Below are 21553 nucleotides of genomic sequence, written 5' to 3' on the forward strand. Positions count from 1 at the left end.
TTCAGCTGGGGCAAGCATAATTGCTGAAATTATTATTACTGATGCGGACTTAAATTCTTTAGCTTCCTATAATAATAAGTTAACAATGGCTGGATTTAATGATTCACAAATTATATTTTCTGGAACCGGAGGGAATATAACCCTCAATAAGCTTGATAATATTACTGGAATTGGAGATTACGCAATTTCCACACCATATGATATAGTTAACAATCAACTAAAAATGCAGGTAGTATTGCTCCCAGATGGATATCAAAAAATCAGCGGCTTAACTTCTCTAAATAATGGAACTTCAATAGAAGGTATCGTTAAAATAAAAATTGCTGATGGACCAAATAATACAATAGTTGAGCAAGATGTAAGGATTGTAATTGATGGAAAAACTAATGTTGTAGATAACCCACCAACAATAATTCTTGATGGCTTTGCTGATGGAGTAAACGCTAAAACAATCAATGAGTCTAACTTAAATTCTAATGGTGATACTTTATTGGGTAAGATTAATATCTCTGATGATATTGGCTTTTCTGTTGATATGAATACTAATATTCCTTTCATTACAGCAGACTTACAATTTGATAATAACGGAACAAATATTAACTTAATTCAAGGCATTCATTATAATATTTCTCAATTAATGGGCAGTGGCAATAATCGCTACTATGAAGTGTTTTTAACCCAAGATGGAAAAAATTTCCTTGCTCCTCTTCTAGACACTGGAGAATCAGTAAAAATTAAAGCTACAATTACAGCACTGGACTCCGCCCCTAACGGCGGTAACGCTGTATCTGAGGACTTTGAGTTTACAATTGAAGGGGTTAACTCGCCATCAAACTCAGCACCAGTTATTTCAATAAATCCATCAACCAACTTTGATGAAAATAACATTAACGCAAATACTATATTACATACTTGGACAATAACTGATTCAGATGCAAATGATGATATTTCAATTACTTTAGGCAGCTTATCTGGAACTGGATTTAATTTTCCACAAGGCAAAACTCTTTCTGATTATTTTGTACTTGATACAGTTCATACCTCACCAACTAGCAAAAATGTATTACTAAAAGTTAATAATAATGCGAATTTAAATGAAATTAAACAATTGCTCGATCTTGGCGATACTGGCACAATCAATTTTAACATCACTGCTACTGATAATTCAGGTGCATCAACAACAAGAAATGCTGAAGTTAAAATAGATGGAAAAGGTATGGATTTAGAAATTAGAGATATAGTTTCTGATTTTACATCCAACCCATTAGATGATGCAGACTTAAGTATAAATACTTCAATTGTAGAATTTAGCGTTAGAGATGACCAAGCAATTATAAACCCTGTGGTAACCCTTAAACTTCAAGGATCTGCAAATAATATTCCTACAAATTTATATAGCGTTGTATTTGTTCAAAACAATGACAACTTGCCTGATTATTATGAAAAGCAATATAAAGTTGTATTTAATCAAGCTGGTGTGGATTTCATAAAAAATAATGTTGCACCTTCTCAGCTTAAAAATTTAGAGATTATAATTACAACTGCAAACGGAAATCCAAATCCAAGCCTTCTAGAAATTGATGTAAAAACCCTTAGTATCGGCATCACTGATTCCTCCACTCCACCAGCACCAACTGGTTGGTTTACCGAAGATCCTTCCTTCAACAATGGAGAATCAATTACTGAAATTACACTAACTGATCATATGAATGCATCAGGTAATTTTGATGATAATATTCAATTAGCTCAATTCATTGTTGATTGTCCTCACTCAATATCAAGACCAAGTGTTAATGTTAACCAATTTGCATCATCTAACTTATGGTATGATAGCACTGATTTAAGAGATGGCATAGGGGGTTCATTATTTGCAATTAATACATCTAACGGAGGATTAAAAGGTGGCGTAGATTTCTTATACCAAATTGATGCAACTCTCCCAGATGGCAAGGCTCTTGTAAAAATTATTCTTACAAAAACAGGAATGCTAAACCTTAAAAACCAAATGGCCGCTGATAATAATGATACTATAGTTAATGATAGAGCAGAATTTGGAATTACAATTAAAGCAAAAATCCAAAGTGATGGAAATCCTAATACTATTGATTTTGACGATAAAGTTTTCAAGTTCAAAATTTTTGAAAATGACTCAGCAAAAGCAGGAAATTTATCAGTAAATTATAATGGTTTTGCTGAACTTAACGATGCTGATGGGGTTTCTGTTGCCAATCAAAACCTTTCGGGTAATTCTTTAGATATAACTTTTGCGGAAGATGTTACTGATAATGGCGTTCTTAATGTATTGAAAGATGGCAATATTACTCAAACAATATTATCAGTTAAACCAAATAATGGAGATTCTATAGCATCAGCTAATATTGATTCTGTGATTGCTATGAAAGATTCTAACGGCAATACTTTATTCTCACTATCTAAAGGTGCTCATTTACAATTCACTAATGATGGAAATTTAGTCCTCACAAAAGCTGGTGCAGATTTCATTGCATCTAAACTGAGCGGAACAAATATTGCTACAGGTCAAATTGCTCTAAGCTTAGAAACATCTTCTGGCATTACTATCAACGAAACTTACAATTTCAAAGTTTCAAATATCAATATGCAAGTTAAGGAAGGTGTTATTACAGGCACTCAATTAACTCAAATGCAAGAAGATATTTTATTTGATTATCTTGGAGACAGCTTTGAAATCCATACATCAAATGGAGATATCGTAAATATACAAACTGATGATCATTTGACCATCACATACGATGCAAGCCAAGATGCATTTAGCGTCTGGCAGGAATCCAACTAATAATTTTATTTGGATTTTCTTAAACCTCAGTTCCGCCAATGGTTAAGCCGCTGATTAGTAGAGAAGGTTGGCCAACACCAACAGGCACGCCTTGCCCATCTTTACCGCAAGTGCCAACACCATCATCTAATTTCATATCATTAGCAATTCCTTTAACATTCTTTAAGCATTCTGGGCCATTGCCAATAATAGTTGCACCTTTTACAGGGTATTTAATTTTACCATCTTCAATTTTATAGGCTTCGTTGGCAGAAAAAACGAATTTGCCAGAAGTAATATCCACTTGCCCACCACCAAAACTGACAGCATAAATTCCATTCTTAACCCGTGAAATAAGCTCCTCTTGTGAGGAATTTCCATTTAACATATAGGTGTTTGTCATTCTTGGAAGGATAGAATGCTCATAACTTTCACGCCTGCCATTGCCAGTTGGCTTCACGCCCATAAGCCTTGCATTTAGCCTATCCTGAATGTATCCAACTAAAATACCATCTTCAATTAGAATAGTTTTATTTGTTGGTGTTCCTTCATCATCTATCGTTAATGAGCCTCTGCGATTATCAATTGTGCCATCATCTATAACAGTAACACCCTTTGCGGCAACTCTTTGCCCCATAAGGCCAGAGAAAGCTGAGGTTTTCTTGCGATTAAAATCACCCTCTAAGCCGTGTCCAACTGCCTCGTGTAGAAGAATCCCCGGCCAGCCTGAACCAAGCACAATATCCATTTCACCAGCGGGGGAGGGCAGGGCTTCAATGGAAGTTTTGGCTTCTTTCAAGGCTTTATCACAACCGAAAATAAGCTTTTCTTGATTTATAAAATCAGAATAGAGGCTTCTACCGCCCATTCCATAACTTCCACGCTCTTTTTTGCCATCTTTTTCATAGACTATAGAAATATTTACACGCACAAGCGGGCGAACATCTGAATATTCACTGCCATCAGCCCTCAATATGTATACAACCTGCCACTCTGAGGCAATAGAAGCCGAAACCTGCTTAACATTTTCATCTTTTTTTCTTAGATATTCGTCAATAAATTTTAGTTTTTCTAGCTTTTCTGAAAAACTGATTTCCTCAAGCGGATTATGGGGGTTATATAAATTTTTATAGGCTTTTGCAGGGCTCACATCTTGCTTAAAACTCTTAGCGGAAGTTTTCAATGCATTTATAACTTGTGTGGAATTTTTGATGGAATTTATATCTAAAATTGAAGAATGTGCATAGGCGGTTGATTCTCCCAAAACACCACGCAAACCATAGCCTTGAGTGGTATCTGAACTGGCATTTTTAAGGTTTCCCTCATCATATAAAATTGATTCGCTAACTGAGTATTCCATAAATAATTCACCATCATCAAGCGGTGATAAACTATCAGAGGTGATTTGTTTTAGTGTTGCCTCATTCAAACCATAATTGTTGAAAAAGATATTTTTTGCTGTATTTAACATCCTAAATTTTATTAATTTGTTTTTTATAATTTATTAGTAAATATATATAATATTCTCAAATTTAATATTAATTAAAATTTTATGACAAGATTTTTAGTTTTTCTATCATTAATTTTTTTATCCTTTTCATCACTTGCAGAGGAAAAATCTGAAAAGATTGGAGTTTTGGATAATTTTAAGATTGAAAAATCAACTTATGGCAAGCCAGTTGATTGGCAACTTAACTTTCAAAAACCAGCTTCACCTGTAATGGAAAAGCTAGTTAATCTTCATGATGGTCTGCTTTATATGGTTTTTGGTATCAGTATTTTTGTATTGCTACTTTTATTATATGTAATGTTTCGTTTTAGGGAAAAGGCAAATCCAACCCCTTCTAAAACTACACACAATACTTTAATTGAAATTATATGGACGGCAGTTCCAGTTTTAATCCTAGTTGCTATCGTTATTCCATCTTGGCGATTAATTAACTATATGGAAAAGCACGAAAACCCTGAGCTAACAATAAAAGCGATTGGATATCAGTGGTATTGGGGCTATGAATATGTTGATGGGGTAGGGAAGGGGATTAAGTTTGAAAGCTATATGACGCCTGAAGATAAACTTAAGAAAGGTGAGCCTCGTTTACTTAAAACTGATAATGCAGTTGTTTTGCCAGTTGATACTAATATTAGAGTTTTAACTACGGCGGCTGATGTTATTCATGCTTGGGCGGTTCCTTCATTTGGGGTTAAGAAAGATGCAGTTCCGGGTAGAATTAATGAAACTTGGGTTAGGATTACTAAGGAAGGCACTTATTACGGCCAATGTTCTGAATTATGCGGTTCAAAACACGCTTTTATGCCAATTGAGGTAAAAGCTGTATCCAAAAAAGCATATAGAAAATGGGCTAAAAAACAACTTAATGGTTAGAAGCGTTTTTTATCAGTAACTTAGAGGAAAAAACAATGGCTTATTTTAACCAAAAATTAACATATTCAGCTCTCAAAAAAATATAAAAAAATCGCTTTGAATTGCCCATAAAAACCTTTATAAATAAGGATGTAAGCACAGTAGAGCTTATACCTACCAGTGAAGCCCCGATAGATTTTATCGGGGTTTTTTTTCGTCAAAAAAATCTCAAAAAATTTTTCTTAAAAAATATTTCACAAAATCAAAATTATTTTTCTAAAAAATTTCTAATTTGAAATTATCTTGTTAGAGTGCAAATTCATCTTACCAAAAAAAATTTTATGCTTTCAATCAAAAAAATTATTTTCAATATTTTATTTTTCTCTGTTTTATTTTTTTCTTCGCAAGTTTTTGCAATCACTTCAAATTGGCAGAGAACAGAAGGAAATGAAGGCAAAGCCAGATTTATTTATGCTGGAAAAACCAGTGGTGATTCAAATAATTTATTAGCGGGTTTAGAATTTTCTTTTGAAAAAGATTGGCATACATATTGGAAAAATTCTGGCGATAGTGGTGTTCCAGTTGCGATAGATTTTTCAAATTCAAAAAATATTGAAGATATAAAAATAATCTGGCCTGCTCCAAAAAGAGAAGTAATTTATGGTGTTGAAACTTTTATTTTAGGTGGCGATAAAGTTATTTTACCTTTAATAATCACCCCTAAAAACTTTAACGAGCCTATGGAGCTCAAGCTAAAAGCTAGTTTTGCGGTGTGTAAAGATGTATGCCTTTTTGCCGAAGGAAAATATGAGGCGAAAATAAACCCAGATTATTTTAATCAAAATATAAAAAATGAAATTGAAAAATTCATCGCAAAAACTCCAAAATTAAATTTTAATAAAGATGCAGAAATAAAAAATATTAAAGCTGATGATTCTCAAATAATTACTGAAATAAAAATAAAAGAAAATTTAATCTCAAAAAATGCGGATATTTTTATTTCTGAAGAAAGCAAAAATTTTCGCTTTCCAAAAACTAAAAAAGTTTATTACAAAAATTCAGAAATCTTAAAAATTTTTTCCCCTTATGAAACCCTTGTAAAAGGCGAAACTCTTGAGAATAAAAATCTTAATTTTGTCTTCTCTAATGACGAATATTCTATTGAAAAAAATATTGAAAATATTCAACTTGAAAAATCACCTTCTAGAAAAGATTCTAAAGAAATCAAATCCAAACATTCAAAATCTATAACTATTATTACCGCAATAATTGCAGCACTTATTGGAGGATTGATATTAAATATTATGCCTTGCGTTTTGCCTGTTTTATCGCTCAAAATTTTTGGAATGGTAAAGCATGGTGCTTCAGACAAAAAATATATTAGAAAAAGTTTTTTATTCTCAACGCTTGGTATTTTATTTTCATTTTTGTTATTGGCAATTGGCGTTGTATTTCTAAAACAGGCCGGAGAATCTGTGGGTTGGGGAATTCAATTTCAAGAACCTTATTTTATAATATTCCTATGTTTTATTTTGGCTTTATTTGCGGCAAATCAATTCGGTTTATTTGAGGTTTTACTGCCAAGCAAAGCAAATGATAAAATAAATAATCTACTTGATAAATCAGGTGATTCATCTGCTTTAGGTAGTTTTTTAACAGGTGCTTTTGCAACATTACTTGCAACACCTTGCACCGCACCCTTTTTAACAACAGCGGTTTCTTTTGCATTTGCTGGGGATAATTTAACAATATTCTTAATTTTTTTCTTTATGGGGCTTGGGCTTGCAATGCCTTATATTTTAATAATGATTGCACCATCTTTGGTAAAAATATTTCCAAAACCAGGTGCGTGGATGCTGAAAGTTAGAATAATTCTTGGCGTTCTAATTTACCTAACAACCTACTGGCTACTCTATGTTTTAGTTAATAATGCTGGTTACTATGTTCCAATAATTGTCTTTGTTGGAATACATATGATTTTTATTTTTCTATGGATTGCGAAAATTAAAAATATTTATTTCGTTAGAGTTTTTATTGCAATTGCTTGGGTTATAATTGTGGTTTTATTAATGTGCCATTTTGTAATGACTAAAGAAAATGAAGTTAAGCAATATCATAATGAATGGATTGAATTTGATGAGAAAAAAATCTCTGAATATGTAAAAAAGGGCAGGGTGGTTTTAGTTGATGTAACCGCAGATTGGTGTTTAACTTGCAAGTTCAATAAGCTGAATACCATCAACCCATCAATGGATTTCTTAAAAGAAAATAAAGTGATTTTAATGCGAGCTGATTTTACAAAGCCTAGTGAGAAAATTCATAATTTTTTAGTTAAAAACGGCAGATATGCAATTCCATTTAATAAAATTTATGGCCCCAAAAAGCCTGATGGAATTATATTAGGAGAATTACTAGATAAAAAAAACCTTAGAAAAGCCGTTTTTGATGCGATTGATAGTGATTAAAATGCTCCTTGTAACCAATATATTAAACGGCAACTTTTAGTATCATTTGTAATTTGATAAGTAATTGTTCCACTGGCTGAAGTTCCAAAGGTTGACGCACTAACACATCCAGATTGAAATGTTGATAAATCATTTGTTCCTTTAACGGCAACTAATATGCCCGCTGAAGCATTGCCATCATCCATTTTAATATCAATTGAATAAGCATCACTAGAATTCACAGCACCAAGTGCATATTCACCAGAAGTTGAAGGAGCACCCAAACCAATGAAGTTTGCCTTAACTTCATAAATTTGTGTTCCACCGAGTAGCCATTGATCGCCAGATAAGCCTGCATAATGAGCTTTGTAATAGCCTAAATCAGTAGAAGATGATGGGACAGATAACAAAATATCAGTATCATTTCCGTCGTAATTTCCTTCAATTATTCCAGCTCTTTTTAAGTGATTCCAGAGGTAAACACTTTCTGTGTTGCTACAACAAATTCTGCCATCACCATCACCATTTGAAGCCCCAGACCAATATGAACTAGCATTAGAAATATCACCAGGAAGTGCATTATATTGTAAATAGAAAGCTGAAATATTTGCATTATAATTACTAAACTCTTTTATTATAGTTTGATTCTTTGAGTTTTGAATCATATCTTGAGCACCAAGTATTGCACCAATTATTATGCCAACAATAACTAAAACAATGGTTAACTCTATAAAGGTAAATCCAGATTTTTGCACGCTAAATAAAAAAGATTAATTATTAAATTTATCTCTAATCATTATATTTAATTGAGAAAATTTGTTGGAATTTTGATAGTAACCAACAAATTTTTCAATATCAGCTAATTTAATTTTTCCTTCAAAAACTGCATCAAGTTCTTTTGGATCAGCTTTTTTATCTAACATCTTAAAAACTTGAATTGTATCTCTATCAACTTTAACATCTTTGAAAACTCTAGATAAATTTGATAATTTTTTCTTACTATCTAAAATAACTCTCTCGGAATTATCTTTTGTTAAGTATGAATAAGCAAGTGCGAGCGTTACTACATTCTTTTTGTCTTCCAAGCTTAGATTTTCAAAAGGTTTAGACATTAATTTTTCTACTTTATCCTCTAATAAAGAGGCAACTGTTAGCCATTTTTTACTAGGAAGATAAGAATATTCATTCAAGAAAGATTGTATTTTTTCCAACTCTGAAGTTCTTTCAAAGTCTCTATAATCCAACTTGTTAAGGCCACTAGTTAAAAATGAAAATAACTTAATATCATTTTCATTTTCAAGCCTTGAAATAAAATTATTTTCTAAATTTTTTAATTTTTGATTTTCATTTTGGCTTGCATAAGAAATAGCAAGTAAAATTATATCTTTAATCTGACCTTTTGTTAATGGGTCTGGAAAACTATCAATATATGCTTGAAGCCTAGGTTCAATTTTATCTTGAATTCCAAACCAATTTTCTCTTTGCCTAAATACTTCAATTCTTGCATTTTCTGCATTTGTAGAAAAATCATCTTTTACTAATTCAATAGCTTTATCTAAATTGCCATTTAACGCAAGAATATAGGCTCTTCTATTTTTTAATTCTCTTGAAATATCTTCTGATAACTCCTCATTATTTGCGAGATCTAGTATTTTACCAGCATCTTCAAATTTATTATCATCTAAGTATATTTGAGATAGCCATAATATAAGTTCAGCTTTACTATCACCGCTGGATCTAAAAGTTATTTGGTGTTTAAGAATTTCAACGGCATTATCTATCATATCAGTATTAATAAAATAATTAGCAACTTTTCTAGTTATTCTATCACCCACTTCACCAACTGGCATTAATTCCCGAAATCTAAAATATATCCTTAAAACTTCTAATGGCTCTAATTCATATACAGAGCCAACATCAAATAAATCAATGAAAACCTCTTTCATTTTACCAAGAATATAAACTGATTCAGCCGTTTGAGGAAAATTTTGAACAATAGAACGCCAAATTTCTAATGTTCCCATATAATCTTTTTGATTAAGATAGATATTTCCTGCCGCTTCTAATACATCAACTTCAAAGAAATCATCTCGCCACATTAATGACACTTTTAATAAATCATTAATTGCTGTTTTGTAATCAATTTTACCTAGAATTAAGTTTAACTTTGTTAGTTCAAAATTAGCGATTGCCCTATTTTTCCTATCATCAAAGTTATCTTTCAGCTCTTCAAAAATTTTAATTGCCTCTTCATATTTTCCAATTTTAGCAAGATATTTTCCGTTAAGTATTTTAATATCATTTTCAAAACTTTCAGGAATTGCTTCATAAGAAATAGCATCTAGAATTGCCTTTGAATCATCAAATTTATTGAGTGAATTTAAGTATTCCACATAATCTATACCCATTGCAAATCTTACATCATCAGGGTATTGCTTCATAAATTTTGCAAAGCCTTCTAAAAAATCAATATCTTCTAAATTTTCAGTAATTCTATTTTTTTTATTATATTTATAATTACTAAACCACTGCCAGAATTTTAATTCATTTGCTGAAAAATTATTAGCTGATTCCTCAAATAAATTTGTAAAATCTTGCTTAGAATCTTCATATTTTTGAGTCAAAAACTTTGTAGCGGCTAAACTAGTTTTAATTTTGAAAATTTCTTTGAAGGAAGAATCGTTGAGAAGTATATCTTCATAAATGCCCTTGGCTTCTGGGTAGTATGCATTAGAGAAATAATAATCAGCTAATTCCTTTTGAAGTGGCGTGCGATCATTTTTATTAGCTAAAGAAATTTTATTAATTAACCCATCAATAAAATCTTTGGATATATTTCTCTCATCAACATTTTCAGGCTCAAGAGAAGATACTTTCTTTTCCTTTTTCTTGTTAAGTTTCTCTACTTTTTTAGGTTCTTCCTTTTTCTTTTCTAATGCTTCAAGAGCTAACTTAAAAGGGAAAATAGATTGCTCAGAGAATATATTAAATTTTTTAGAAGTTAATTTTTTCTCATCTTCCGATATAGATTCTCCAAGTGCTAAAATTTCTTCAGATAAAATTAAGCTAGGCAATTTAGTTACATATAATTTAGAGGCTGATTCTGAGTCTTTCTCATATGAAATTAAATCAGATTTCTCTTTAATTACTAGACCCTGCGCAGAGTTTTCTATAGATAAATCTACGAAATCTCTTCTTTGTTTATTGCCAGCTCCATTTGCAGTAGATGTAAATATTTTTATAGATTCATCAGTATGCGGATCTTTAATTTTAATAGGCTTTGAAATATTTTTTAGAGTAACAATAATTTTATTTTCACCCCATTCATTAACCGCCTTAAATGGAAATTGTTTTACAAAGTTTTCAATATTTTTATTATCTTTTTTATGAATTTCTAAATTCCAAGAATCCTTATCAGAATATGCTATAACTTTATAATTGTTATATTCAGAATATTTCCCTTTTAATTTTAGTCTAAAAATTGTAAAATTATTTTTGTTAGAAACCTCTAAGTTTTTTGCGAGAGAATTTTTAACTATATCACTTTTGAATATCGGCTTTTTTGAATCTAAAATAAGATAGGAATATTTCCCTAAATTAAAAGCTGCTGCCCCCAAAGAATCAATATTACTCGTTGAAACTTTAAGTAAAAAGATGTTTTCTTCAAAGCTAGATGAAACTTCATAGAAATTACCAACGACCATTTTTTCCAATTCAAAGTATCTTTTATCATTATAATTACTTGCAAGAGGGCCAACAAAGCTATCATCTATTCTGTATTCTTGTTTGATTGATGGCGGACCATATAAATCAGCTGGGTATGTTGTAATTAGCGGCTCAGAAATAATAATTTCTTTCTTTTCTTTTTTAGAAATTTTTGCATCTTCTTTTTTATCTCCCTTTTCTGAAGGTAACTTAGACATTAAAATTGCTGTCTTTGAAATTACACTATCAGTATTACCTTTATCTATAAAAATATCAAAACCAACTCCACCATCTGCTAAAAATTTTCTTAGTTTTGAAGCATCGTTTTTTAGCCTAAAAGCTACTGATTTATTATCATTAGCAAAACCATAAGATTTTATAAAATTATTAACTTGGTTATAGCCAATTATAGAAACATCAGCTTGTTTGGTAAAATCTATAAAAACATTTTGCCCCTGCATTTGAGGGTTAAGCTCAGAATATTCTAATCCAGAAAAGATTATTCTAACAAAATTCTCAAAATACAAAATTTCAGTTTTTACATTTTTATTTATAGCTTCCGATGGTTTATCAGTGGTTTTTGATTCTAGCTTTGTATCTTGTGCAAGTAGAAATGTAGGAAATAATATCCCAGAGATAATTGTGCAAATAATTAGTTTATAAAACTGCTTCATAGTTTTTTATAACAATAGTAATTCTTTCAGCGTAAAAATTTTTATAATTAATTGCAGAAAAAATTTTTCTTATAGTATTTTTATAACCAACATCTTTTATTTTATCATCAAAAAAATTTAATATTTTCATATTATAAAATTTATTATTGCTACGGTAAACAAGATTGATTTGATTATTAAGGCTTCCAAGCACAGGAGAAAGTTGATATAAGGCTTTCTTACCAGCTTCTGTAAGTTCTAAATTTTTTTTACCTTTTATAAAACTATCTTTTTTTATTATAATAAAGATATTTTCGTTACTATTCTCAATGATAACATCACCAGAAACAAAAAAATCTTGATCAAGAGATTTTACTAATAATTTCTTTATATAACTAATATCGTAATTAGGGTTTATAATTTTCTTAATATTAACACTAGCATCCTCACTTTCCTTTGAGATATAACTTAACAAACCAATATGAGATGACTTACCCAATATTATAAACTCATTCTTATATCTATCCCAACTTTTTTTAGGGATAGAGGAGGTTGCAAAAAGTAAAACAAAGAAAGTTAATATTAAAGATAAAAGATCAGCAAAACTAAGCATCCAATTATTATTAATTTTTGATGATGTTTTATTTATTTTGAACTTACTATTCATAACCTAAAACTACTGAAATTTTTATTGCATTATCTAAATCTTTCTCCGTCTTAAAGTGGCTAACAGTTAGTCTGTATTTTGAAGGATAATAATAAGACGAAATATTATTTATTATTGTTGCTTTTTTTATATCTATTTTATTATTACCAGTGTTTGGAATGCTTATATCTGCATTAATGTTTTCCGTTTCAGAATATTCTTGAATTAGAGAAAAGATTTGCCTTAATATTTTTTCACCTGAATATTTTATATTGCCACTTTCATCATTAAAAAAAACATTGTTTCTAAGATGTATTTTTAGAAGTTTCCCTGATTGAATAATATAAACACCACTTGAGAGTTTTTTTCTTAGAATATCTTCCATTCTCTCTTTTAGGCCAAAAATTTTTGAGCCAGCAGCAATATCATCTTTATTATTTATACTTAATTTTGTTTTTAGATCTTTGCCAACAAATTCATATCTTACATTAGTAAGAACTTCTTCGCTTTTCTTTTTATTTTTTAGTGAAATTGAATTGAGTAATATAAAAAAAGATAATAGAATGAGAAATAAAGAAACCATTAGATACTTAAACCCATCTGAAGGCTCTTTTATTAATAATGTATGTTTGAAACTTGAAGCCATGCTTAATAAAATAATATTACTTATTATTACTTTTTTTACTTTTGCCAATGAAGCATACTCTAAGACTGAAGAAATTCCTAATTGTAGTGAGCTTCATATATATCTTTCAGAATGCAAAAAATTCAAATGTGTTACTAAAACATCTAAAAATATTAATATTGTTAATGAAATAGAAGGTTTGAATTCTAAAAGGAAATGTATTCACAGCCAACTTATTGATAATAAAGACAAAATAGTTTGTAATTATTCAAAATATTCAAGGAAGTTTATTGCGATGAATATTATTGAAAATAAAAACAGCCCTGAAAAATTATTAGATATCAAATCGCAAGATGAAGAGATGAAAACAAAATTATCATCAGAAATTTTTAGTAATGAATGTAAATTTATTCCATATGAAAAAAAATAAATCAGGTTTTACAATAATTGAACTTTCAATAGTTCTTGTAATTATTGGTTTGCTGGTTGGTGCGGTGCTTGGTGGGCAGGAAATTATTGAAAGCTCAAAAAGGCTTTCAGTAATATCAAATTTTGCTGATTATAAATCAGCCTATGACCAATTCAAAGACAAATATTATGGAATGCCGGGTGATTTAGTTGATGCCGCAAGTTATTGGCCCAGTAAAGCTGTTGGCGGTGATGGTAATTCCTCAATAAGTCAAGCTGAGGGCTTAGATGCATGGCAACATCTTTCTCTTGCTGGTTATGTTGATGGCACATTTTCTGGAATGGCATCTGGCACTTCTTCTAAAGTTCTTCTAGACACTGATATTCCCGCAGCACCTTTTAATAACTCTGGTTACACGATTCAAACTAGGAATACGAAAATCACTAACAATGTTGCTTCTGTAATGTTTGGCAGATATAATTCGGGTTCGGATTATAATAGTGCCGTTATATCTCCTCAAGGTGCTACTAATATTGATCAAAAAATTGATAATAATAATCCATCACAAGGGCAAATAATTACTACATCTGGAAATGGAGTTTCTGTAGCAAATTGTGTTACCGCAGGTGCATCTGACCCACTAGATTCTTACAATTTAAGTAATAAAAACCAAGATTGCATTCTTATTTATTACTTGGAACAAGTTGTAGATTAATTGTCTGTTACAAAATAAGTTATTGGTGCAATATTTATTTTTCCTGAGTTAGCCTCAAGCCATTTACTTAATATGTCTATTGAGATTTTATAAGGCTTTAGAGAAATTACAATTTTTCTTTTCTTAACTAAAATTTCATCTTCAACTATTTTTAACTTTGTAAGTATTTCCTTTTCATCAAGTTTTTCGTCTATAATAAAATCTATGGCAAAAATATCAACTGCAAGAGGTTTTGCTTCATTTTCTAAGAAGGTATTTACTGATATTTTGTGATAACCAAAAAACTTCCCTAAATCCCTAATTTGTTTTAAGATAGGTGAAATAACATCAAGATTCTGAGAAATTATCTCACCTTCATTAGTTATAAAACCAGAATAATTTTTAATTTCTCCGATAGTCTTTGTAATCTTTTCAAGATTTTTATTTGGGTCAGCAACAGAAATTATTGTTAGTGGGCCTGTATCTTTAATTGGAAAGCCCGAAGGCTCAAACATTAAAGTTAGAAGGGCTTGCCTGCCTGATTTTATAGTCGCCTCAATTTTTTTAGGTAAATCATCAGAGTAGGGCGAAAATGCAAAATTAACCTCTTTAGGTAATTTTTCAGCATTTTTAAGGAGCTTTTTATTTTGACCTAAATCAGTAACAATAATAGAAAGCGGTGCATTTTTATAATCAAGTTTTGCTTCAAGTTTTGCTTTTTCTTCAGCCTCTAGCTTTTCTTTTTCAAGCTTTGCTTTTGCTTTATCTTCTTTTTCTTGCTCAATTTTTTTTAGAAATTCCGGATTAAAGGATTTAATCTCCTCATAAGATAATTTAAGCCCAGCAACTTCATTGGATTTTGGTTTAATAATAAGAATTCTGCCAAGCTCTAAAGATTTTTTTGGCAACTGCGAATAATTCTGATATAATGTAACGCATTGATATATAATAATTAATAATAATAACCCCAAAATATAGATAGCAAAATTTTTGTTGGGTTTAATTTTTTTATCCGAGTTATTTTTATTAAATATTTTAAGCATATTTTTTCAAAATTATTTTAATATAATTAATTATTAAAAAGCTTAAAACAATAGTTAAATAATATTTTATGATTGAAACTAGAATTTCTGAAAAATCTCAAAAAGCAAGTATTATTGAGCAAATGCTATCTGAAGTTGGTATGACCAAGCAAGAGCTTATTGATATGTTTGTTTCAGTTGCTGAAGAAGTTGAGTTTGAAAAACAAATTATGCAAACAGATGTTGAGAATTCTTCAATCTTAAATCTCACTCACGCTGAATTATCTCAAATTCTGGAAGGAAATTTAACAGAAAATTTTGAAAAATATCTCAGCCTAAATGATCTAAAAAAACTTGAAGGAAAGATAAGTTTTTCGCTTTATCTTAAGAAATCTGAACAACTTGGAATTAAGCTGGATACTGCAAAAATAGCAAACATCCTTGGTATTCAAAGCCAAAATATTCAACTTAAACATAATGCAAAAATTGAAGTTGATGGAAAAATTCAAAATATCAATTCTCAAAAAGCCTCTAATATTGCAGCTTATTTGCAATCTCAAATTTCGCAGTCACAGAATATTCAAAATCAAAGAGATAACCCAAGCTCACAATCTCAATCTAATAATCAGCAAAGCCCTAGCTTTTTAAGCAGGGTAACTTCTGCTATAAGATCTCAAGTGCAGGCAAGCGTTTCATCGGTAATGGGTGTTGCTAATAGAGTTGATGCTGGCGCCAACTTGGTTAGAATTCAAGCTCAAGTTAGGCTAGTAGAATCATCAAGTCGGCAGTTAAAAAGAGCTCAACAAAAAGCTCAAGGCCTTGGGGAAATTGTTAGAACCTCTGGTAGAAGAGCAGGGCGTGATGACCAAGATAAAATGGTTACCATTAAAATAAAAGATAAAAATGGTTTTGCACAAGAAAAAAACATCAGCCTTAAAGAGCTTGCTAAAGAAAAAAAAATCTCAATGCCTGAAGCCGAAGCAATGGTTAAAGATATTGAAAAGGCCACAAATGATTTAGAAAAATCTATTAAAAGCCTTAAAGAAAAATCCTCAAATGAAGTAAAAATAATTTCTGTAACGCCAGATGAAAAGGGTAGGGTGATTATTGAGGCTGAAATTAAAGGGCAAAGATATAAAATTCCCGCCGAAGAATTTTCAAATCAAGTTAAAAACCCTTCTCAAGCTGGAAATTCTGAAATAAATATCAAAAAAGAAGGCTATGAAGCTGATGACAGCCTTAAAATTTATGAGCAAGTTGGCTCATCTAAAAAGAATTCTTTTAATAAAGATAAGCTAGATAAATTCTCAAAATCTGAAAATCTAAAATTTGAACTTTCTAAACTTGATGCAATTTCTGATATGGAAAAACTCAGAAAATCTCAAGAAAAAGAAGAAGTTAAAACTGGCACTAAAAATGAAATTGGCCCTGAGAGATTAGAAGCCACCAAAAAAGCCTCTGACATTGTTGATGAACAGAAAGATCCTAGCTTAAAATATGCAATAAATTCTCAAAATAACAAGCCAGAATTAGAAAACCCAAAAGAAAAAGTTGAAGTAAAAGAATCAAAAAAAACTGATGATACCCTTAAAAAGCTTGATGCAATTCACGATAAACAAAAATTGATGGAAGGATTAAAAGAAATAAAAGATTCAATAAAATCCTCTGTTCACGATAAAATGGGCGAAGCCCTTGAAAATAAGGATTTACTGAAAGATATGCAGAAAGATAAAATGCTAAACCCTGAGAGTTTTTTGAAGAGGTGATAAAATTTTTTCATCTTGACTATTGTTGCATTTATGTTACATTTTGACAAAACTAAAGTTTTAGCTTTATGGAAGAGACTTCTCATAATGTTTGGAGAGATGAAAAGCTTCACCAATTCACCTTAACTTACAATAAGAAAGCCGGTTTTATTAGCTTAATCCATACATGTGATAATACAACTTGGAAATATACAAATCTTAATAAAAATGGAGTTCATAAATATTCTTATACAACTTCTAAAGATGGAAAAAAATCTGTAATATATAATGATAATATTTCTACGGAAAAATTTTTATCTGAATTATTTGCAATAAGAGAGTCAAATAGTGCTGAGGATATAAATTTTTTGAATAAAATTAATAAAAGTTTAGGATTAAAACCTTTAGAAAAATCTAAAAATACTAGTAAAGAGGAAGATAAAACCCCCAATATAAACTCAATAGACAAAAAAGGTAATCTTCACGAATTTAATAAAGTATATGACAAGCAGGGAAAATTTTTATACTTAGAAGATAAAACTGAAAATAAAATTTTTAGATACTCTTACAACAAAAATTCTGATAGATTTGAGAGAGTAGAAATAATTAATGGTAAGCCAAATAAAAATAAAATTGATACATTTACCCTTGATGGATTAAAAACAGAATTATCTTTTATAAAATTCGTAGATGGCAAAACAAATGTGCTTGCAGAAAAATTTTTCAATGACGTTATTAATGAATTTAAGAAACAATATGATTTGGATAATCCTAAACCTGCTAAACCCAAGCAGAGAGATTATAAAAGCGGGGCTGATATTATAGAAATTAATGACGAAACATCTCAGCTTGCTTTCAATGAAGCTGTAATTGGTTTTATAAATGCAGAGCAAATGCTTAATAACTCTTTAGATTCTGAAGATTTATCTCAAAACCTATTCAACAGAAATTGCTCAAGAACAAGATTAAGCTAAGATAATTATTGCTAAAAAAGATGGTGCCGTCTGAGGGATTCGAACCCCCGACCCGCTGATTACAAATCAGCCGCTCTGGCCAGCTGAGCTAAGACGGCATTTAGAAAAGATTGCCCTTGTTAAGTTTTTTTTCTCTGAATGTCAAAATATTTTTTTAGCATTTCAAGGGCGGGGGAGATTAACCATTAAATCTATCCAAATAATATTTTCTTACAAAATAGATTGTCCAAAGGGTTATTATTGCACTAAAAACCACATCACTTAAAAAATGTCCGCCTTGCCAAATTCGACAAAATGAAGCTAAAAAGCCATAGAGGAATGTTATCGCAAAAACTAATTTGCGTTTTTCCTCTTTAACAATGTATGCAAATGCAACCATCGCAAATGACATTGATGCGTGTCCTGAAGGGAAGGAATTTCCATCTTGTCCAGCAAAAAGCTCATAGAAATAAGAAAATTTATAGTTTCCGCCAAATATTTCAGTATTTACGGGTCTTGCTCTATCCCAAATTGGCTTCATAATCCAGTGAACTAATATTCCGGGGGTGATTATAATTACCAAAAAAAGAAACCAAGCTTTTTCTTTACTCAAAGCAATTAAGCCCCTGGTTTTATTGCATAATTTTGGTAAAATATGTTTGTAAAGCCTTGATGTGAATTTACTTTCATAAGTTATAACAAAAATGCAAATCGCAAGCGTTATAAAAGTAAAAATCCTTACAGAGTAATATATGATAAGAGATAAAATATTTTCTCTTAATGGAAAGTTTTTAACTTCCGCATCGTAAAAAAATGAACTAAAATATATATCTACAGATGGATATAATCCAAAAAATATCAAAGCCAGTAAGCTTGAGACAATTAAAGAGTTTTTCATTGGTAAAATGATTTATTAACTTGAAAATTATTATTATGAATTTTGATATAGTAAATTTTATTTTTATTTATTTTATAACTTGGTGGATATTAATTTTTTGCGTATTGCCATTTGGTTTAGAAAAAGAAAGCCAGAGAGATAAAAATTACCTTGCAAATTCCAGTGCCGCTCCAAAAAACCCAAATATAAAAAAGAAATTTCTTATAAACTCAATTTTGAGCTTTTTTGTAGCGATTTTGATTTACTATTTTTGGCAAGATATCTTCCCTTATTATAGATAATTATTTTCCATAATATATATTATGCGGTTAATTGGTTAATTAAAATAATGCTTCTCTATGATTTGCATCTATCGCAAAATTTGTCAAATAGCCCTACTTCATCAATGATTTTATCTGATTCTTCTATAAGAACTTCCATAGAAGCCCCTTTACTTTTTAGTGTTAAACGATGATTAGAAACCTTAGACATCTTTTCGGCAAATTCATTATCAAATTGTTTTTCAAGGATTTTTTTAGCTCTACGAGCTATTCTTGGGGCAGTTCCAGCGGTTGAGGCTGTAATTAACATATCCCCTGCCCTAATTATAGCTGGAACATTAAAATCACAGAATTTTCCTTTATCCTCAATGTTAAGAATTATATTTCTAGCTCTTATGATTTTTGCAATCTTCTCTGAAAATTCATCATCAAAATCAGCTACATAGACGATGTTTATAGCATCAAGAGCATTTGAAACATCTTCTAATGAGGGGTTTTTTAGGTGTTTAACTTTTGATACGCCAGCTTTTTCAAGCATTTCAAGCCTTCTATATGTTGCAACACCATCACCAATTACAAGTGCTGAAACATAATCTGGCTTTAATATTATTGGCAACATTAATGAAAATAACCTTTGATAATCTCAAGATAGATATTTTTTAGCGTTTCTAAATCAGAAACAGCAATTTTCTCATCAATTTTATGAGCGGTTGTATTTATAAGCCCAAACTCAGCAACTTCGCAGTAATTCTTAATAAATCTTGCATCTGAAGTTCCTCCAGTAGTTGTAAATTCAGGTTTTATACCAGCGAATTTTTCTGAAGATTTTGCGATAAGATTTGCAAAATCACTTGGTGGAAACACAAAAGATTCATTAACCCTGCCTATCTGAGTTAATTCATAAGTAAATGAATTATTATAATTTTTTATAGTATTTTGAATTATTTCTTCAATTTTTTGTTTAACAGAAATGGCGGTTTGCTCATTATTAAAGCGAATATTCATTTTTGCTTTTGCAGATGATGGAATTAAATTTACTACAGAATTACCAACATCTATGGTTGTAACTTCTAAATTACTAGGCTGAAAAAAATCATTGCCATTATCAAGCCTTAGCTTTGAGAGCTTATCTACAATTTCAGCAACTATTGGCACTGGATTTTTTGCCTTTTCTGGGTAAGCAACATGCCCCTGCACACCATTTATTTTGAGTTCAAAACTAACCCCGCCCCTTCTGCCAATTTTAATTGTATCACCAATTTTTTCAGAGTTTGTAGGCTCGCCAACTATACAAGAATCTATTTTGAAGCCTTTTTCATATATGGCTTTCAGCATTTTTTCAGTGCCGTTAATGGAGTCAGCTTCTTCATCACCAGTTATCAAAAAAGAGATTTTTGCTTTATTTTTAGATGAAGATTTTTCTAAGGAGCTTTCTTGCAGGTATTCTTTAACTGCCGACATAAAACATGCGATAGAACCCTTCATATCCACAGCACCACGCCCTATTAAGAAGCCATTTTTAACTTCCGGCTTGTAAGGATTAATACTCCATTTAGATAAATCCCCCTCTGGAACTACATCTGTATGACCTGCAAAACAAAGATTTTTAGAATGATTTATACAAGGAATTTCAATTTCAGCGTATAGATTTTCAACTTCGTATGAGCCACTGCCAGTGAAAGTTTCTGTAAAGCAGTTGAACCCTAAATCAGAAAGAAAATTCTTAATAAATAATATTGCACCCTCGTCTTTTTCCCCAGATACCGATTTGAAAGAGATAAGCGAAGATGCAATTTCTAAAGATGGGTAAGGCACTGTTAGCTAATAATTATTTTTTCAGTAAATCTCTAATTTCAGTAAGAAGTTTTATATCTTCAGGTATTGGAGCAGCCTCTGCTGGCTTTGTTTCTTCAGCTTTTTTAAGATTATTCAAACCTTTAATAGCTACAAAAATTGCAAAGGCAATTATAACAAAATCAAAAATTGTTTGTAAAAAATTACCATAATTAATTGTAACAGGGGCAACACCCTCAGTTAATTTACCTAAATTTAATTTTAGCTCTGTAAAATTAACGCCACCAACTAAGAAGCCTATTATTGGCGTAATAATATCAGCAACTATAGAAGATACAATTTTACCAAAAGCAGCCCCAATAACAACACCGACCGCTAAATCAACAACATTGCCCCTCATGGCAAAAGATTTGAATTCATTGAGGAAGTTTTTCATAAGTAAATTATTGGTTGTTTAATTAAAATAGATAAAATAAAAAAAAATTCTAGAATTAAAATTAAAAGATTTTATTAAATTTTTTAATGTTATCGGGGTGTAGCGCAGTCTGG

The 21553-nt window shown here is 30.5% G+C and carries 18 protein-coding genes and 1 tRNA gene; 8 read left to right on the forward strand and 11 right to left on the reverse strand.

The window, feature by feature from the left end; translation table 11 throughout:
* Positions 1–2815: hypothetical protein (locus SFT90_07140; GenBank protein ID MDX1950254.1), on the forward strand; the 2815-nt coding region annotated here is incomplete at its 5' end.
* Positions 2816–2834: 19 nt separating this feature from the next.
* On the opposite strand, the gene tldD is transcribed toward SFT90_07140, so the two are convergent.
* A complete protein-coding gene (gene tldD, locus SFT90_07145; protein MDX1950255.1) occupies positions 2835–4265 on the reverse strand; it encodes a metalloprotease TldD in 1431 nt (476 codons plus the stop codon).
* Between the two features lie 81 nt (positions 4266–4346).
* Between tldD and coxB the strand changes: the two genes are divergently transcribed.
* On the forward strand, positions 4347–5177 hold the full coding sequence (coxB, locus tag SFT90_07150; protein MDX1950256.1) for a cytochrome c oxidase subunit II: 831 nt from the start codon (positions 4347–4349) through the stop codon (positions 5175–5177).
* Between the two features lie 320 nt (positions 5178–5497).
* A complete protein-coding gene (locus SFT90_07155; GenBank protein MDX1950257.1) occupies positions 5498–7621 on the forward strand; it encodes a protein-disulfide reductase DsbD family protein in 2124 nt (707 codons plus the stop codon).
* Here the strand turns inward: SFT90_07155 and SFT90_07160 are convergent.
* The 4 genes from SFT90_07160 to SFT90_07175 are packed head-to-tail and all read right to left on the reverse strand — an operon-like array spanning position 7618 to position 13187.
* Entirely contained in the window at positions 7618–8355 is a 738-nt protein-coding gene (locus SFT90_07160; GenBank protein ID MDX1950258.1) for a prepilin-type N-terminal cleavage/methylation domain-containing protein, read from the reverse strand. The genes SFT90_07155 and SFT90_07160 overlap by 4 nt on opposite strands.
* 15 nt (positions 8356–8370) lie before the next feature.
* Positions 8371–11979, reverse strand: a complete 3609-nt coding sequence (locus SFT90_07165; protein ID MDX1950259.1) for a hypothetical protein — start codon at positions 11977–11979, stop codon at positions 8371–8373.
* Positions 11963–12625 carry a flagellar motor protein MotB gene (locus tag SFT90_07170; protein MDX1950260.1) on the reverse strand — a complete coding sequence of 221 codons (663 nt, stop codon included), beginning with the start codon at positions 12623–12625 and terminating at the stop codon, positions 11963–11965. The genes SFT90_07165 and SFT90_07170 overlap by 17 nt, the downstream gene beginning before the upstream one ends.
* Entirely contained in the window at positions 12618–13187 is a 570-nt protein-coding gene (locus SFT90_07175) for a hypothetical protein (protein MDX1950261.1), read from the reverse strand. The genes SFT90_07170 and SFT90_07175 overlap by 8 nt, the downstream gene beginning before the upstream one ends.
* On the opposite strand from SFT90_07175, the gene SFT90_07180 reads away from it, so the two are divergent.
* Both SFT90_07180 and SFT90_07185 read left to right on the forward strand, forming a co-directional pair.
* Positions 13168–13659: a hypothetical protein gene (locus SFT90_07180; protein MDX1950262.1), complete on the forward strand. Its 492-nt coding sequence runs from the start codon at positions 13168–13170 to the stop codon at positions 13657–13659. The two genes, SFT90_07175 and SFT90_07180, sit on opposite strands and share 20 nt — an antisense overlap.
* Positions 13646–14353 carry a prepilin-type N-terminal cleavage/methylation domain-containing protein gene (locus SFT90_07185; GenBank protein ID MDX1950263.1) on the forward strand — a complete coding sequence of 236 codons (708 nt, stop codon included), beginning with the start codon at positions 13646–13648 and terminating at the stop codon, positions 14351–14353. The genes SFT90_07180 and SFT90_07185 overlap by 14 nt, the downstream gene beginning before the upstream one ends.
* On the opposite strand, the gene SFT90_07190 is transcribed toward SFT90_07185, so the two are convergent.
* Positions 14350–15240 (reverse strand): divergent polysaccharide deacetylase family protein, encoded by an 891-nt coding sequence (locus SFT90_07190; protein MDX1950264.1) that lies wholly within the window; start codon positions 15238–15240, stop codon positions 14350–14352. The genes SFT90_07185 and SFT90_07190 overlap by 4 nt on opposite strands.
* Before the next feature lie 203 nt (positions 15241–15443).
* Here SFT90_07190 and SFT90_07195 point away from each other — a divergent pair, with 203 nt between their 5' ends.
* Positions 15444–17120, forward strand: coding sequence for a hypothetical protein (locus SFT90_07195; GenBank protein ID MDX1950265.1), 1677 nt, complete (start codon positions 15444–15446; stop codon positions 17118–17120).
* A gap of 68 nt (positions 17121–17188) precedes the next feature.
* Complete coding sequence (locus SFT90_07200; protein MDX1950266.1) at positions 17189–18073, forward strand: hypothetical protein; 885 nt, start codon at positions 17189–17191, stop codon at positions 18071–18073.
* Positions 18074–18094: 21 nt separating this feature from the next.
* Here the strand turns inward: SFT90_07200 and SFT90_07205 are convergent.
* Positions 18095–18171: transfer RNA gene (locus SFT90_07205), tRNA-Thr, on the reverse strand.
* Positions 18172–18251: 80 nt separating this feature from the next.
* Complete coding sequence (locus SFT90_07210; GenBank protein ID MDX1950267.1) at positions 18252–18950, reverse strand: phosphatase PAP2 family protein; 699 nt, start codon at positions 18948–18950, stop codon at positions 18252–18254.
* 35 nt (positions 18951–18985) lie between these two features.
* Between SFT90_07210 and SFT90_07215 the strand changes: the two genes are divergently transcribed.
* Positions 18986–19231, forward strand: a complete 246-nt coding sequence (locus SFT90_07215; protein ID MDX1950268.1) for a DUF1467 family protein — start codon at positions 18986–18988, stop codon at positions 19229–19231.
* Between the two features lie 55 nt (positions 19232–19286).
* Here SFT90_07215 and SFT90_07220 read toward each other — a convergent pair whose 3' ends face one another.
* The 3 genes from SFT90_07220 to mscL are packed head-to-tail and all read right to left on the reverse strand — an operon-like array spanning position 19287 to position 21440.
* Positions 19287–19829: an NAD(P)-dependent oxidoreductase gene (locus SFT90_07220; GenBank protein MDX1950269.1), complete on the reverse strand. Its 543-nt coding sequence runs from the start codon at positions 19827–19829 to the stop codon at positions 19287–19289.
* Entirely contained in the window at positions 19829–21025 is a 1197-nt protein-coding gene (dapE, locus tag SFT90_07225; protein MDX1950270.1) for a succinyl-diaminopimelate desuccinylase, read from the reverse strand. The genes SFT90_07220 and dapE overlap by 1 nt, the downstream gene beginning before the upstream one ends.
* 13 nt (positions 21026–21038) lie before the next feature.
* Entirely contained in the window at positions 21039–21440 is a 402-nt protein-coding gene (mscL, locus tag SFT90_07230; GenBank protein MDX1950271.1) for a large-conductance mechanosensitive channel protein MscL, read from the reverse strand.
* Positions 21441–21553: the final 113 nt, after the last annotated feature.

The sequence above is a fragment of the Rickettsiales bacterium genome, assembly GCA_033762595.1.
Classification (GTDB): domain Bacteria; phylum Pseudomonadota; class Alphaproteobacteria; order Rickettsiales; family UBA8987; genus JANPLD01.